Annotated in this window: 14 protein-coding genes; all 14 read left to right on the top strand. The window is 62.0% G+C overall.

Annotation, left to right across the window (positions count from 1 at the left end; translation table 11 throughout):
• The first annotated feature begins 188 nt into the window (after positions 1-188).
• The 14 genes from ACSZPK_RS24565 (at position 189) to fliJ (ending at position 14,335) form a co-directional block, all read left to right on the top strand.
• The gene (locus ACSZPK_RS24565; protein WP_437884230.1) at positions 189-1,307 is read left to right on the top strand and encodes a flagellin; all 1,119 of its coding nucleotides are present in this window, start codon (positions 189-191) and stop codon (positions 1,305-1,307) included.
• Between the two features lie 69 nt (positions 1,308-1,376).
• A complete protein-coding gene (locus ACSZPK_RS24570; RefSeq protein WP_437884231.1) occupies positions 1,377-1,724 on the top strand; it encodes a flagellar protein FlaG in 348 nt (115 codons plus the stop codon).
• Positions 1,725-1,783: 59 nt separating this feature from the next.
• Positions 1,784-3,193: a flagellar filament capping protein FliD gene (gene fliD, locus ACSZPK_RS24575; protein WP_437884232.1), complete on the top strand. Its 1,410-nt coding sequence runs from the start codon at positions 1,784-1,786 to the stop codon at positions 3,191-3,193.
• Between the two features lie 78 nt (positions 3,194-3,271).
• Positions 3,272-3,658 carry a flagellar export chaperone FliS gene (gene fliS, locus ACSZPK_RS24580; RefSeq protein ID WP_437884233.1) on the top strand — a complete coding sequence of 129 codons (387 nt, stop codon included), beginning with the start codon at positions 3,272-3,274 and terminating at the stop codon, positions 3,656-3,658.
• A gap of 13 nt (positions 3,659-3,671) precedes the next feature.
• Positions 3,672-3,968 carry a flagellar protein FliT gene (gene fliT, locus ACSZPK_RS24585; protein WP_437884234.1) on the top strand — a complete coding sequence of 99 codons (297 nt, stop codon included), beginning with the start codon at positions 3,672-3,674 and terminating at the stop codon, positions 3,966-3,968.
• A gap of 193 nt (positions 3,969-4,161) precedes the next feature.
• Positions 4,162-5,643 carry a sigma-54 dependent transcriptional regulator gene (locus ACSZPK_RS24590; protein WP_437884318.1) on the top strand — a complete coding sequence of 494 codons (1,482 nt, stop codon included), beginning with the start codon at positions 4,162-4,164 and terminating at the stop codon, positions 5,641-5,643.
• A gap of 155 nt (positions 5,644-5,798) precedes the next feature.
• Positions 5,799-7,013 (top strand): sensor histidine kinase, encoded by a 1,215-nt coding sequence (locus tag ACSZPK_RS24595; RefSeq protein ID WP_437884235.1) that lies wholly within the window; start codon positions 5,799-5,801, stop codon positions 7,011-7,013.
• Between the two features lie 4 nt (positions 7,014-7,017).
• On the top strand, positions 7,018-8,409 hold the full coding sequence (fleR, locus tag ACSZPK_RS24600) for a sigma-54-dependent response regulator transcription factor FleR (protein ID WP_437884236.1): 1,392 nt from the start codon (positions 7,018-7,020) through the stop codon (positions 8,407-8,409).
• 164 nt (positions 8,410-8,573) lie between these two features.
• A complete protein-coding gene (gene fliE / locus ACSZPK_RS24605; RefSeq protein ID WP_437884237.1) occupies positions 8,574-8,906 on the top strand; it encodes a flagellar hook-basal body complex protein FliE in 333 nt (110 codons plus the stop codon).
• 17 nt (positions 8,907-8,923) lie between these two features.
• Positions 8,924-10,723 (top strand): flagellar basal-body MS-ring/collar protein FliF, encoded by a 1,800-nt coding sequence (gene fliF / locus ACSZPK_RS24610; RefSeq protein ID WP_437884238.1) that lies wholly within the window; start codon positions 8,924-8,926, stop codon positions 10,721-10,723.
• A complete protein-coding gene (gene fliG, locus ACSZPK_RS24615) occupies positions 10,716-11,735 on the top strand; it encodes a flagellar motor switch protein FliG (protein WP_437884239.1) in 1,020 nt (339 codons plus the stop codon). The genes fliF and fliG overlap by 8 nt, the downstream gene beginning before the upstream one ends.
• Before the next feature lies 1 nt (position 11,736).
• Positions 11,737-12,528 carry a flagellar assembly protein FliH gene (fliH, locus tag ACSZPK_RS24620; RefSeq protein ID WP_437884240.1) on the top strand — a complete coding sequence of 264 codons (792 nt, stop codon included), beginning with the start codon at positions 11,737-11,739 and terminating at the stop codon, positions 12,526-12,528.
• Complete coding sequence (fliI, locus tag ACSZPK_RS24625; RefSeq protein WP_437884241.1) at positions 12,518-13,876, top strand: flagellar protein export ATPase FliI; 1,359 nt, start codon at positions 12,518-12,520, stop codon at positions 13,874-13,876. The genes fliH and fliI overlap by 11 nt, the downstream gene beginning before the upstream one ends.
• A 3-nt stretch (positions 13,877-13,879) precedes the next feature.
• Positions 13,880-14,335 carry a flagellar export protein FliJ gene (gene fliJ, locus ACSZPK_RS24630; protein ID WP_437884242.1) on the top strand — a complete coding sequence of 152 codons (456 nt, stop codon included), beginning with the start codon at positions 13,880-13,882 and terminating at the stop codon, positions 14,333-14,335.
• Positions 14,336-14,414 lie beyond the last annotated feature (79 nt).

The raw sequence follows: 14,414 nt of genomic DNA on the forward strand, positions 1-14,414 counted from the left end.
GCTTCAGACACGAATTTCTCGATGAAACCGTGGCTGAAGTGGCTCCGATAAACCCGCTGGAAAAAAATCGAAAAAAACGCTAAAGGATTTTCCGGTGGGGACGATAAAACCAGTGAAAGCTCTCTAGGCCATCCCGGGCGGTTGCCAAGGCCGGGAGTTGTACAAGCCCACACCACGAGGTTCTCGTCATGGCCCTTACCGTCAATACCAACATCGCGTCGCTGAACGTCCAGAAAAACCTGAACACCGCCAGCAGCGCGCTGAACACCGCGATGACTCGCCTGTCCACCGGCCTGAAAATCAACAGCGCCAAGGACGATGCCGCCGGTCTGCAGATCTCCAACCGTCTGACCAGCCAGGTCGATGGCCTGAATCAGGCTGTGGACAACGCCAACAACGCTATCTCCATCGCCCAGACCGCGGAAGGTGCCCTGCAGGAATCCACCAACATCCTGCAACGTATGCGCGTTCTTTCCGTGCAGGCCGCCAACGGCAGCAACAGCAGCGATGACCTGGAGTCGCTTAACCAGGAGTTCGAATCGCTGACCGCCGAACTGACCCGTATCTCCGACACCACCACCTTCGGCGGCGGCAGCTCGGGCATCACCCTGCTCGACGGCTCGGCCGGTACCAACGGCACCCTGACCTTCCAGGTCGGCGCCAACGCCAACGAAACCGTCAGCTTCACCCTTAACGACATGAGCGCCAGTTCGCTGAAGGGCTCCTCGACGATCGCTACCGGCACCGTCAGCAGCATCACCTTCGACGCCACCACCAGCGGCACCACCTCCTCGGGTACCGTGTCGCTCTCCGTGGGCGGCAAGACCTACGAGGTGGCCTACGCTTCCGGCGCCACCGCCAACGACATCGTCGCCTCGCTGAACAGCAACATCAGCAGCATCACCGCGACCGCCAGCGGCAACACCATCAACCTCAGTGCCAGCTCGGCGATCACCGGCGACGTGAGCGGCGGTACCGCAGTCACCACCAGCGGCACCGTGCAGAGTCTGGATATCCTCTCGGCCTCCAACGCCCAGCGCTCCATCCAGGTCATCGACGATGCGCTCAAGCAGATCGATACCCAGCGTTCGGCCCTCGGTGCCGTGCAGAACCGCCTGGACAGCACCATCTCCAACCTGCAGAACATCGCAGAGAACGCAACCTCGGCGCGTAGTACCATTCAGGATGCCGACTTCGCGGCGGAAACCGCGGAACTGACCAAGCAGCAGACCCTGCAGTCGGCGGCGACTGCGGTACTGGCCCAGGCCAACCAGTTGCCTTCCTCGGTACTCCAACTGCTGCAGTAACCACAAGTCGGAGGTTAGGGAAGGGCGCATGGCGCCCTTCCCGCGCTTCCAGAAAAAGAGGGACGGATCATGAGCCTGACCATTGTAGCGTCCTCCACCGAGGTGGCTGGGAATTCCACCGCCGGCAAGCTCTCGCCGGTTTCCAGCGTCGATGACGGCAGGTATCTGCCGGACAGTGAAGCGGCGACACCGGACAGTGCGTCTGTCGTTCAGGCGTTGGACGACATCCGCAGCGCCGTGCAGTCGGTGCATCGCAACCTGGAGTTCTCCTTCAACGAGGACGCAGGGATGACAGTGGTCACGGTCACGGACAGCGAGAGCGGCGAAGTCGTCCGGCAGATTCCATCCGAGGTATTGGTAAAACTGGCGGCCAATTTCAAGGAAGCCAGCAACCTGCTGTTCAGCGAGCGCGTATAACTGGCTCGGGTTTTGCTATACAGCATGAAGTTCGTCAGGTTTTTGACCAGGAGGGGGACATGTCCACCATCAGTTCGACCCTTACTTCGACCGGTCTGGGTTCCGGTATCGATATCGATTCCATCGTCGATGCTCTGGTCACCAGCCAGACGTCCGCCAAGCAGAACCAGATCGATACGCAGACCGAGAAGCAGACCACCAAGCTCTCGGCCGTCGGCACGCTGAAGAGCGCGTTGTCCGACTTCCAACTGGCCCTGGCGACCCTGAACACCTCGACGACTTTCGACGGCTTGACGGCGTCATCGTCCGACAGCGACGTCGCCAGTGCGACCGCCAGCTCCGGCGCCACCGCTGGCAGCTACAGTCTCAGCGTCACCAGCCTGGCTACTTCTTCGAAGGTCGCCACGCAGTACGTCGACTCCAGCGAAAGCTTCGGCAGCGGCACGCTCACCCTCAGCCAGGGGAGCAGTACCTACACGGTCAAGGTGTCCGATGGCGCCAGCCTGTCGGATGTGCGCGACAGCATCAACGCGCTGACCAGCAGCAGCGGGATTTCCGCCAACATCATCACCGATTCCAGCGGCTCGCGCCTGGTCCTGAGTTCCACCACCACGGGCGAAGGCACAGATATCAGTGTTTCGACAACCGGTGACGACAGCCTGTCGGCGCTGGCCATCGACGGTACGGCGGCGTACTCCTCGGATTCCGGCGGCTACCTGACCCTGGCCAGCGATGCGCAGTACACCCTCGATGGGCTGAGCATGACCAGCTCGAGCAACACCATCGACAGCGCGGTGTCAGGGTTGAGCTTCACCCTCACGGCCACCGGCGACACCACCATCACGGTGGCCACCGATACCGATACCCTGACCGAGAACATCCAGAGCTTCGTCGACGCCTATAACACCCTGGTCAGTTCGATCTCCAGCCTGACCAGTGTCACCACGACCACCAGTACCGACGACGATGGGAACACCACTACGGCCACCACGGCTGGGGCGCTCACCGGGGACTCGTCGACGCGCTCGATCCTGCGCAGCCTGCAGAATCTGCTGGTGAACGTCTCCGATAGCAGTGGCTCGCTCAAGGTTCTGTCGCAGTTGGGCATCACCACCGCGACCGATGGCACCCTGAGCATCGATTCCGACAAGCTGGAAAGTGCCCTGGAGACCTACTCGGGCGATCTGGAGAGCTTCTTTACTGGCAGCGACGGCCTGCTTTCCTCGCTCTACAACAGCCTGGAAATCTACACCAAGACCGACGGCCTGCTGGACCAGCAGACGGATACGATCAACGAGAACCTGGCCAGCCTGATCGAGCAGCAGACTACCCTGGACACGCGAATCGACAAGCTGACCGAGACGCTGTACGCCAAGTACAACGCGATGGATACGCTGATCGCGACGCTGTCCGCCACCAGCGAAAGCGTGCTGAGCACGCTCAATGCTTTGAACAGTTCCGACGACTGAAGCCCTAAAGATTCCCCGACGAGTGCCGATACCATGGGTATGTAAGAACATGGCTTCACTCTTCGAGGAATCGTACATATGAACGCTACGCTCGCGTTGCGGCAGTATCAGGTGGTGGATGTCCAATCGCAGATCTACCAAGCCAGCCCACATAGGCTGATCCAGATGCTCATGGAGGGTGCCCTGACGCGCATGTATCAGGCCAAGGGGGCGTTGGAGCGCGGTCAGATGGCTGCGAAGGCGCAACTGATCGGCAAGACGATCTACATCGTCGGCGGGTTGCGCGACAGCCTTGACCTGAAGTCTGGCGGTGAACTGGCAGAGCGACTTGCAGCGCTGTATGCCTACATGCACATGTGTCTGTTACAGGCGAACCTGCACAACGATCCGGGCAAGCTGGAAGAGGCTTGCGATCTTTTACAGGTCATCAAATCCGGCTGGGATGGTATCGAGCCCCAGGTGTGACGGAGAAGCTTGAATGAAATCGCCCATACGAATGCTGGAAGATGCCAGCGAGTTCCTGCGTGATGCACTGAGCAATCAGGACTGGGAGTCCATTGCGGCCCTCGACCTGCAATGCCGGGAGACCATAGAGAGCGTGATGCTCGCCCCTAGCCGGGACGAACCCAGGCTCAAGGCACGGATGGAAGGATTGCTGGACGTTTACCGAGAGTTGATTGAGGCCTGCCGAGGTGAGCGCCAGAGCCTTGCCGATCAACTGGTACAGGTCCGCAAGTCCAGCCAAGGCGCCAAGGTCTACCAACTGTTCGGTTGAGTTCTTCCGCCTCTTCGAACCCCGCTTTAATGCGGGGTTTTGTCTATATTCATCCAAACAAACAAAGCGCACGATAGACTCGTCATAAAATTGACCCTGCCCTGTTTTTTGATTTTACTAGTGGCCAATTGCCGATGTTGCCGAAGGGTTTCGGCAGCTTTCAACTCAAGCTCGCGAGTCAGAACTGAACATGATGTGGCGCGAAACCAAGATCCTGCTGATAGACGACAATAGCGAGCGACGCCGGGATTTGGCGGTCATCCTCAATTTCCTCGGTGAGGAACCGCTTTCCTGCGCCAGTTCCGAGTGGAAGGCGACGGTGGAGGCGCTGGACTCCAGCCGAACCATCCTTTCCGTCCTGCTCGGTGATGTGCTGCTCAAAGGAGGGCCTCTCGACTTGCTCAAGCAGCTTGCTGCCTGGGACGAGAACCTGCCGTTGTTGATGATCGATGAAGTGGCGCCTGCCGAATGGCCTGAGGACCTGCGTCGTCGCGTGCTGGCGAGCTTGGAGATGCCGCCGAGCTACAACAAGCTGCTCGATTCGTTGCACCGGGCCCAGGTCTATCGCGAGATGAACGACCAGGCCCGTGAGCGCGGTCGCCATCGCGAACCCAACCTGTTCCGCAGTCTGGTCGGTACCAGCCGGGCAATCCATCAGGTACGGCAGATGATGCAGCAGGTGGCGGACACCGAGGCCAGCGTGCTGATCCTTGGCGAGTCGGGAACTGGCAAGGAGGTGGTGGCGCGCAACCTGCATTACCACTCCAGGCGTCGTGAAGCCCCGTTCGTGCCGGTGAACTGCGGCGCGATCCCGGCAGAGTTGCTGGAGAGCGAGCTGTTCGGTCATGAGAAGGGCGCGTTCACGGGGGCGATCACCAGTCGCGCCGGTCGCTTCGAACTGGCCAACGGCGGCACGCTGTTTCTCGACGAGATTGGCGATATGCCGCTACCGATGCAGGTCAAGCTGCTGCGCGTGCTGCAGGAGCGGACCTTCGAGCGCGTCGGCAGCAACAAGACGCAGAGTGCGGATGTACGCATCATCGCGGCGACGCACAAGGATCTCGAGAAAATGATCGGCGAGGGGACATTCCGTGAAGACCTCTACTACCGGCTGAATGTGTTCCCGATCGAGATGGCGCCACTGCGCGAGCGGGTGGAAGATATTCCGTTGCTGATGAACGAGCTGATTTCGCGCATGGAGTTCGAGAAGCGTGGCTCGATTCGTTTCAACTCGGCGGCGATCATGTCGCTGTGCCGGCATGATTGGCCGGGCAACGTGCGTGAGCTGGCCAACCTGGTCGAGCGCATGGCGATCATGCATCCCTATGGCGTCATTGGTGTGGGTGAGCTGCCAAAGAAGTTCCGTCATGTCGATGATGATGATGAGCAACTGGCCGCCGTAGGGCTGCGCGATAAGTTCGAGGAGCGGGCGGCGGTGGGGGCCGCTGGCCTGGCTGCCGCGGCGGCAACGGCGATGTTGCCGCCAGAGGGGCTCGATCTGAAGGATTACCTGGGCAATCTGGAGCAGGGCCTCATCCAGCAGGCGCTGGACGATGCCGGTGGCGTGGTGGCGCGTGCCGCAGAGCGTCTGCGCATTCGTCGGACCACCTTGGTGGAGAAGATGCGCAAGTATGGAATGAGCCGGCGCGACGAAGAGGTCGACGAAGACGACTGAATCCCGTCGTGCCGCGCAAAAAGCCGGAGCTTTGACACAGCTTCGGCTTTGTTTTTTCAAGTATCTGAAAATAGACAAATATTTTTTAGGCATGGCGATTGCTACAGCTCCACTGAACGACCGTCTATTGACGGGCGGCCACCTGAGAGATGCGCATGAGTAGCAGAGCCAAGCACCCCGAGCAGTCCGACGACAGTCAATCCGCTGCTGCCGAGCAAATCGTTGGCAGTGGGCTGGAGCAGGCCTTTTCCCTGTTCAGCCAGATGTCGGACCAGCTCAATGCTTCCTACAGCATGCTCGAGGCTCGCGTCAGTGAGCTCAAGGGCGAGCTCGCCCTGGTCAGTGCTCAGCGCATGCAGGAACTGGCCGAGAAGGAGCGGTTGGCGCTGCGCCTGCAAAGCCTGCTCGATCTGTTGCCCGGCGGGGTGATCGTGCTGGATGGCCAGGGTCTGGTCCGCGAGGCCAATCCTGTCGCCTGCCAGTTGCTGGGCAAGCCGCTGGTGGGGGCGTTGTGGCGTGAGGTCATCGCGCGCAATTTCGCGCCGCGCAAGGATGATGGTCATGAAGTCTCGCTAAAGGATGGGCGTCGTCTGTCCATCGCCACGCGTTCATTGAATGGTGAGCCCGGGCAATTGATTCTGCTCAATGACCTGACGGAAACCCGTCGCCTGCAGGATGAATTGGCGCGTCACGAGCGTCTGTCTTCCCTGGGCAAGATGGTCGCTTCGCTGGCTCATCAGATCCGCACGCCGCTTTCTGCCGCACTGCTGTATGCGAGTCACCTGTGCGAGCAGCAGTTGCCCGAGGAGCAGCAGCAACGGTTTGCCGGGCGGCTCAAGGAGCGCCTGCACGAACTGGAACATCAAGTGCGTGACATGCTGGTGTTCGCCCGTGGCGAGTTGCCGATGACCGACAGGCTGGCTCCCGCTGCTTTGTTTCGCGCCCTGCGCAGTGCCGCCGAGCCTCATCTGGACGGTATCAATGTGCGTTGGCAGTGCGATGCGCGGGGTGCCGAACTGCTGTGCAACCGTGACATGCTGGTCGGTACTGTTTTGAATCTGGTCGAGAATGCGATCCAGGCTGCCGGGCGCGGAGCGAACATGAAGATTCATCTTTACGCACGGGGCGACACGCTGCGCCTGAGTGTCAGCGACAACGGCCCTGGGATCGACAGGGCTACGCTCAAACGCCTGGGCGAGCCATTCTTTACCACCAAAGCCACGGGGACCGGGTTGGGCCTTGCCGTCGTGCAGGCTGTGGCCCGGGCCCATCGTGCACAGTTGTGCATTCGTTCGCGTGTCGGGCGTGGCACCTGTGCGGTGCTGTCGCTGCCGTTGATCCCCGCGACTCTCCCGGCCCAGCAGGAGTAAGCCCATGACTGCCCGCATCCTACTGGTGGAAGATGACCGTGCCTTGCGTGAAGCGCTGGCCGATACCCTACAGATTGGCGGCCATGCCTTCGTCGCGGTCGATTGTGCCGAGGCGGCGCTCGCTGCCTTGCAGACTGAGTCGTTCAGCCTGGTCATCAGCGATGTGAACATGCCGGGGATGGATGGCCATCAGTTGCTGGCTGTGATTCGCCAGCGTCATCCGCAATTGCCGGTATTGCTGATGACCGCCCACGGCGCGGTGGAGCGTGCGGTCGAGGCCATGCGCCAGGGAGCGGTGGACTATCTGGTCAAGCCGTTCGAGCCCAAGGCGCTGCTGGACCTGGTCGCGCGTCACGCCTTGGGTTATCTCGCGCTTGGCGACGCCGAAGGGCCGGTTGCCTTCGAGCCGGCAAGCGTGCAGTTGCTGGCGTTGGCGACGCGGGTGGCGAAGAGCGATTCGACCGTGATGATTTCCGGCGAGTCCGGTACGGGCAAGGAAGTGTTGGCGCGTTTCATTCATCAGCACTCGCCGCGTGCCAACAAGCCTTTCATCGCGATCAACTGCGCTGCGATTCCGGACAACATGCTGGAGGCAACCCTGTTCGGTCATGAGAAAGGCGCCTTTACCGGGGCGATCGCGGCCCAGCCCGGCAAGTTCGAACTGGCGGATGGCGGCACCATCCTGCTCGATGAGATTTCCGAAATGCCCCTGGCGCTACAGGCCAAGTTGCTGCGCGTGCTGCAGGAGCGCGAAGTGGAGCGAGTCGGGGCGCGCAAGCCCATCGTTTTGGACATTCGCGTACTGGCGACCACCAACCGTGAGCTCCTGGGCGAAGTGGCGGCCGGACGTTTCCGTGAGGATCTCTACTATCGCCTGTCGGTATTCCCGTTGGCCTGGAAAGCCCTGCGTGAGCGGCCGGCGGACATCCTGCCGCTGGCCGAACGGTTGCTGGCCAAACACGTCAAAAAAATGAACCATGGTCCGATACGCTTTTCCGCGCAGGCCAGTTCCTGCCTGGTCTCCCATCCATGGCCAGGTAATGTCCGTGAACTGGACAACGCGATCCAGCGTGCCTTGATCCTGCAGCAGGGCGGCATGATCCAGCCTCAGGACCTGTGCCTGACCGCGCCCATCGATATGCCAATGACTTCCCAGGTGCTGGCCGCCCCATCGGCTCCACCCGTCCAGGCCGCTCCGCTCGATGCCGCCGGCGCCTTGGGCGAGGACCTGCGTCGCCGCGAGTTCGAGTTGATCATCGATACCTTGCGTGCCGAGCGAGGGCGGCGCAAAGAGGCTGCCGAACGGCTGGGCATCAGCCCGCGTACCCTGCGCTACAAGCTGGCCCAGATGCGTGACGCCGGCATGGATGTGGAGGCTTACCTGTACGCCTCCTGAGTCCTGTGTGCCGGTGTTCTGCCGTAATCTTCAAGTTATTGAATCTGCTATTCTTTTTCTTCGATTAAAGGCTGCTTTCGGCGCCTCGCCATATTGGCACCCTTGTTGCAAATACCTGTTCGTAAACCGCGAAGCGTCAAAAAAACGCGGTCGGAGGAAAGGTCATGAGCCAAGGTGTCGAATTCAATCGCCTCATGCTGGAAATGCGCTCCATGCAAATGGATGCCATGGCCAGGCAGAAACCCCAGGTCAGCGCAATGCCGGAAGTCGGCGCGCCGAGCTTTGCCGATATGCTCGGCCAGGCCGTGGGCAAGGTGAATGAGGTTCAGCAGGCGTCCAACCAGCTTGCGACTGCCTTCGAGATGGGGCAGAAGGGCGTGGACATCACTGACGTGATGATCGCATCGCAAAAAGCCAGTGTGTCGTTCGCGGCCGCGACCCAGGTTCGCAACAAGCTGGTCCAGGCGTATCAAGACATCATGCAGATGTCGGTTTAACAGGGCGGATCTGAGCGATGGCTGAAGCAGTCCCTGCAAACGTACCCGCACAGCCTGGCCCGGGCGAGCCGAGAAAGCCCCTGTTTGGCCTGGCTTTCCTGGAAAACCTGTCGAACATGCCGGTGCTGCGTCAGGTCGGCCTGCTGGTCGGTCTCGCCGCCAGCGTGGCGATCGGCTTCGCCGTGGTGCTCTGGTCCCAGCAACCGGACTATCGGCCGTTGCTCGGCAGCCTCAATGGCATGGACACCAATCAGGTGGTCGAGACACTCAGTGCCGCCGATATCGCCTATACCGTCGAGCCGAATTCCGGTGCGCTGCTGGTCAAGTCCGAGGACCTGGGGCGTGCCCGCATGCGCCTGGCTGCCGCAGGCATCGCCCCGGCCGACAGCAACGTCGGTTTCGAGATCCTCGACAAGGATCAGGGGCTGGGCACCAGCCAGTTCATGGAAGCGACTCGTTACCGCCGTGGCCTGGAAGGCGAGCTGGCGCGGACCATTTCCAGCCTGAACAATGTCAAGGCTGCCCGCGTGCACCTGGCCATCCCGAAAAGCTCGGTGTTCGTCCGCGACGAGCGCAAACCAACGGCTTCGGTGTTGGTCGAGCTGTATCCAGGGCGTTCGCTGGAGCCGAGCCAGGTCATGGCCATCGTCAACCTGGTGGCGACCAGCGTGCCGGAGCTGACCAAGTCCCAGGTCACCGTGGTCGACCAGAAGGGCGAGTTGCTGTCCGACCAGCAGGAACTGTCCGAGCTGACCATGGCCGGCAAGCAGTTCGACTACAGCCGGCGCATGGAAAGCATGTTCACCCAGCGCGTGCACAATATCCTGCAGCCGGTGCTGGGCAGCGGTCGCTACAAGGCCGAGGTATCCACGGACGTCGACTTCAGCGCTGTCGAGTCGACGTCGGAAATGTTCAATCCCGATCAACCGGCCTTGCGTAGCGAGCAGCAGGTCAGTGAGCAGCGCTCTACCAGTTCAGGTACTCAGGGCATCCCAGGTGCTGTCAGCAACCAGCCGCCGGGCGCCGCTACCGCGCCGCAGCAGGCCACGGGAGGCCCGGCCGCGGCGGCCGGCCCGGTGCAGCCTGGGCAACCATTGCTTGATTCCAATGGCCAGCAGATCACCGACCCAGCCACCGGCCAGCCGATGCTGGCGCCGTACCCGACCGACAAGCGTGACCAGTCGACGCGCAACTTCGAACTGGATCGCTCGATCAGCTACACCAAGCAGCAACAGGGGCGCTTGCGTCGCCTGTCGGTTGCCGTGGTGCTGGACGACCAGGTCAAGGTCAACCCCGAGAATGGCCAGGTCACACATACGCCGTGGAGCGCTGCCGATCTCGAGCGTTTCACGCGCCTGGTGCAGGACGCCGTGGGCTTCGACGCCAGCCGTGGCGATAGCGTCAGCGTGATCAACGCCGCGTTCTCTCCCGATATCGGCGAGAGCTTCGAGACGCCCTGGTACCAGAGCGAGCTGTTCCTGATGGCGATGAGCGGTCTGAAGCAACTGTTCCCGGCACTGCTTATTCTGATTCTTGTGTGGTTCGTGTTGCGTCCGGTGCTGAACAACATCACCGGCGGCGGCAAAGGCGGCGCTGGCGAGGAGGGGCGTGACGGTGATGTGGAACTGGGCGAGATGGGTGGCCTGGAGGGTGAGCTGGCCTCCGATCGCGTCAGCCTCGGCGGACCGCAAAGCATTATGCTGCCCAGCCCGTCCGAGGGGTATGATGCGCAACTGAATGCCATCAAGACCCTGGTGGCGGAAGATCCGGGCCGCGTGGCCCAAGTCGTGAAAGAGTGGATCAACGACGATGAGTGATAATCGTGGTGCCCCCGCCAAGCTGACCAAGGTCGACAAGGCTGCCATTCTCCTGCTGTCCCTGGGCGAGACCGACGCGGCGCAGGTATTGCGTCACCTCGGGCCCAAGGAAGTGCAGCGTGTCGGCGTGGCCATGGCGCAGATGCGCAATATCCAGCGTCCGCAGATCGAACAGGTGATGAGCGAGTTCGTCGATACCGTCGGCGACCAGACCAGCCTGGGCATGGGCTCCGACGGCTACATTCGCAAGATGCTTACCGCTGCCCTGGGCGAGGACAAGGCCGGCAACCTGATCGACCGCATCCTGCTTGGCGGCAGCACCAGCGGCCTGGACAGCCTGAAGTGGATGGAGCCGCGGGCCGTGGCCGACGTGATTCGCTACGAACACCCGCAGATCCAGGCCATCGTCGTCGCCTACCTGGACCCGGACCAGGCTGGCGAAGTGCTCAGCCATTTCGATCACAAGGTACGCCTGGACATCGTCCTGCGCGTTTCGTCGCTGAACACGGTGCAGCCAGCGGCACTGAAGGAACTGAACCTGATCCTCGAGAAACAGTTCTCCGGCAATACCAGTACCTCGCGTACCAGCCTGGGGGGCGTGAAGCGCGCGGCGGATATCATGAACTTCCTCGACAGCTCGGTCGAAGGCCAGCTCATGGACTCGATCCGCGAAGTGGACGAAGACCTGTCGTCGCAGATCGAAGACCTCATGTTCGTCTTCGACAACCTGGCGGACGTGGACGATCGTGGTATCCAGGCGCTGATGCGCGAAGTGTCTTCCGAGGTCCTGGTCCTCGCCCTGAAAGGTGCGGACGACGCGATCAAGGAAAAGGTCTTCAAGAATATGTCCAAGCGGGCCGCCGAACTGCTGCGCGACGACCTCGAGGCCAAGGGCCCTGTGCGTCTCAGCGATGTGCAGGGCGCGCAGAAGGAAATCCTCACCATTGCCCGGCGCATGGCCGATGCTGGCGAGATCGTGCTTGGCGGTGCCAGCGGCGAGGCGATGATCTGACATGTCGAGCAAGGAAGGCCAGAGCGAGCTGATCCGCGCCAAGGACGTCAGTGCCTTCGATCGCTGGGCCTTGCCCAGTTTCGACCCTGAAAGCGAAGAAGTCGTCGAGGCCGAGCCTGCGCCGCCCGAGCCGATAGGCGAGGAAGCGGAGCCTGAGCCCGTCCATATCGAGGAGGTCGCAGTCGAGGATGTCAAACCACTGACGCTCGACGAACTCGAAGCGATCCGTCAGGACGCCTACAACGAAGGCTTCGCCACCGGTGAGAAGGATGGCTTCCGTGCTGGCCAGCTCAAGGCCCGCCAGGAATCCGAGGCAGCCATTGCCGAGCGCTTGCAGAGCCTGGAACGGGTCATGGAGCAACTGTTCCAGCCGATCGCCGATCAGGATCAGGCGCTGGAGCAGGGCATGGTGACGCTGGTCGGCCTGATGGCGCGCCAGGTGATCCAGCGTGAGCTGAGCATCGATTCCAGCCAGATTCGTCAGGTGCTGCGTGAAGCGCTGAAGCTCTTGCCCATGGGGGCGAACAACATCCGCATTCATGTCAATCCGCAGGACTTCGATGCGATCAAGGCGTTACGTGAGCGCCACGAGGAAAGCTGGCGGATCATGGAGGACGATGCCTTGCTGCCCGGTGGTTGCCGGGTGGAGAGCGAGCATAGCCGCATCGATGCGAGTATCGAGACGCGTCTGAGCCAGGCGCTCAAGCAATTGTTCGAGCAGCAGCGCGCTCAGGCCACCAGCCCGGCGGAAGCGGATATCGAGGTCGACCTGGATACGCCACATGCGCCTTGAGCGCATCAGCTTCGCCAGGCGCCTGGCAGGTTATCGCGAGGCGATCAACTTGCCGAGCCAGCCTGTCGTGGAGGGACGTCTGCTGCGTATGGTCGGCTTGACCCTGGAGGCCGAAGGCCTGCGCGCCGCGTTGGGTAGCCGTTGCATCGTGATCAACGATGACAGCCATGATCCGGTGCAGGTCGAAGCCGAAGTCATGGGCTTTTCCGCAGGCAAGATCTATCTGATGCCCGTCGGCGGCCTGGCTGGCATTGCCGCGGGCGCCAGGGTGGTGCCGGTTCCTGATACCGGTCGCCTGCCGATGGGCATGTCGATGCTGGGTCGTGTACTGGACGGTACGGGGCGGGCCCTGGACGGCAAGGGCGGGATGAAAGCCGAGGATTGGGTGCCGATGGATGGCCCGACCATCAACCCGCTCAAGCGCGACCCGATCCACCAGCCACTGGACGTCGGCATCCGCAGCATCAACGGGCTGCTCACCGTGGGCCGAGGCCAGCGTCTCGGCCTGTTCGCCGGCACGGGCGTCGGTAAATCGGTCCTGCTGGGCATGATGACGCGCTTCACCGAGGCCGAGATCATCGTCGTTGGTCTGATCGGCGAGCGGGGCCGCGAGGTCAAGGAGTTCATCGACGAGATTCTCGGCGAAGAGGGGATCAAGCGTTCCGTCGTCGTCGCATCGCCTGCCGATGATGCGCCGCTGATGCGTTTGCGCGCCGCCCAATACTGCACGCGGATCGCCGAGTACTTCCGCGACAAGGGCAAGAACGTCCTGCTGCTGATGGACTCCCTGACCCGCTATGCCCAGGCCCAGCGGGAAATCGCCCTGGCGATTGGCGAGCCGCCGGCAACCAAGGGTTATCCGCCTTCGGTATTCGCCAAGCTGCCGCGTCTGGTGGAGCGGGCCGGCAACGCCGAAGCCGGCGGTGGCTCGATCACTGCGTTCTATACCGTGTTGTCGGAAGGCGACGACCAGCAGGACCCTATCGCCGACGCGGCCCGTGGTGTGCTGGACGGCCACTTTGTGCTGTCGCGCCGGTTGGCCGAGGAGGGGCATTATCCGGCCATCGACATCGAAGCTTCGATCAGCCGGGTCATGCCCCAGGTGGTCAGTCCCGAGCACCTGCGCAACGCTCAGCGTTTCAAGCAGCTCTGGTCGCGCTATCAGCAGAGCCGTGACCTGATCAGCGTGGGCGCCTACGTGCCGGGCGGCGATGCCGACACCGATTTCGCCATCGCCCGCCAGCCGGCAATGGCGCGTTTCCTGCGCCAGGCCTTGCGTGAGAGCGAAGGGATGGCGGAAAGCGCGGCGCAGTTGGCTCATGTCCTCTCGCCGACACCTGGAGGCTGATAGATGGCCGTCAGTCGTGCGGCGCGCCTGGCGCCGGTGGTGGACATGGCCGAGCGCGCCGAGCGTGAGGCCGCCCGCCAGCTAGGCCTGTGCCAGGGACAACTGGGCAAGGCCGAGCGTCAACTGGGCGATCTGGAGCGTTATCGCGGCGATTACCAGCAGCAATGGATCAACGAAGGGCGCCAGGGTGTTTCCGGCCAGTGGATCATGAATTACCAGCGCTTTCTTGCCCAGCTCGAGGGCGCGGTCAAACAACAGCAGCAAAGCGTTGGCTGGCATCGTGAGAACATGAACAAGGCTCGCGAGGTCTGGCAGCAGCGCTACGCCCGTCTCGAAGGCCTGCGTAAATTGGTGCAGCGTTATATCGATGAAGCGCGGGCCGCCGAAGACAAGCGCGAACAGAAGCTGCTGGATGAACTGGCGCAGCGCCTGCCTGTGCGCGACCAGCAATTGCCCTGAGACCAAGGGACGCAAGGGCGCAACCGGGCGAGCGACTCTTTCGCCAGGCTTTGAACGAGCCATTTATCGATAGTCCCCG

The sequence above is a fragment of the Pseudomonas sp. LRF_L74 genome, assembly GCF_965644255.1.
Taxonomy (GTDB): Bacteria; Pseudomonadota; Gammaproteobacteria; order Pseudomonadales; family Pseudomonadaceae; genus Aquipseudomonas.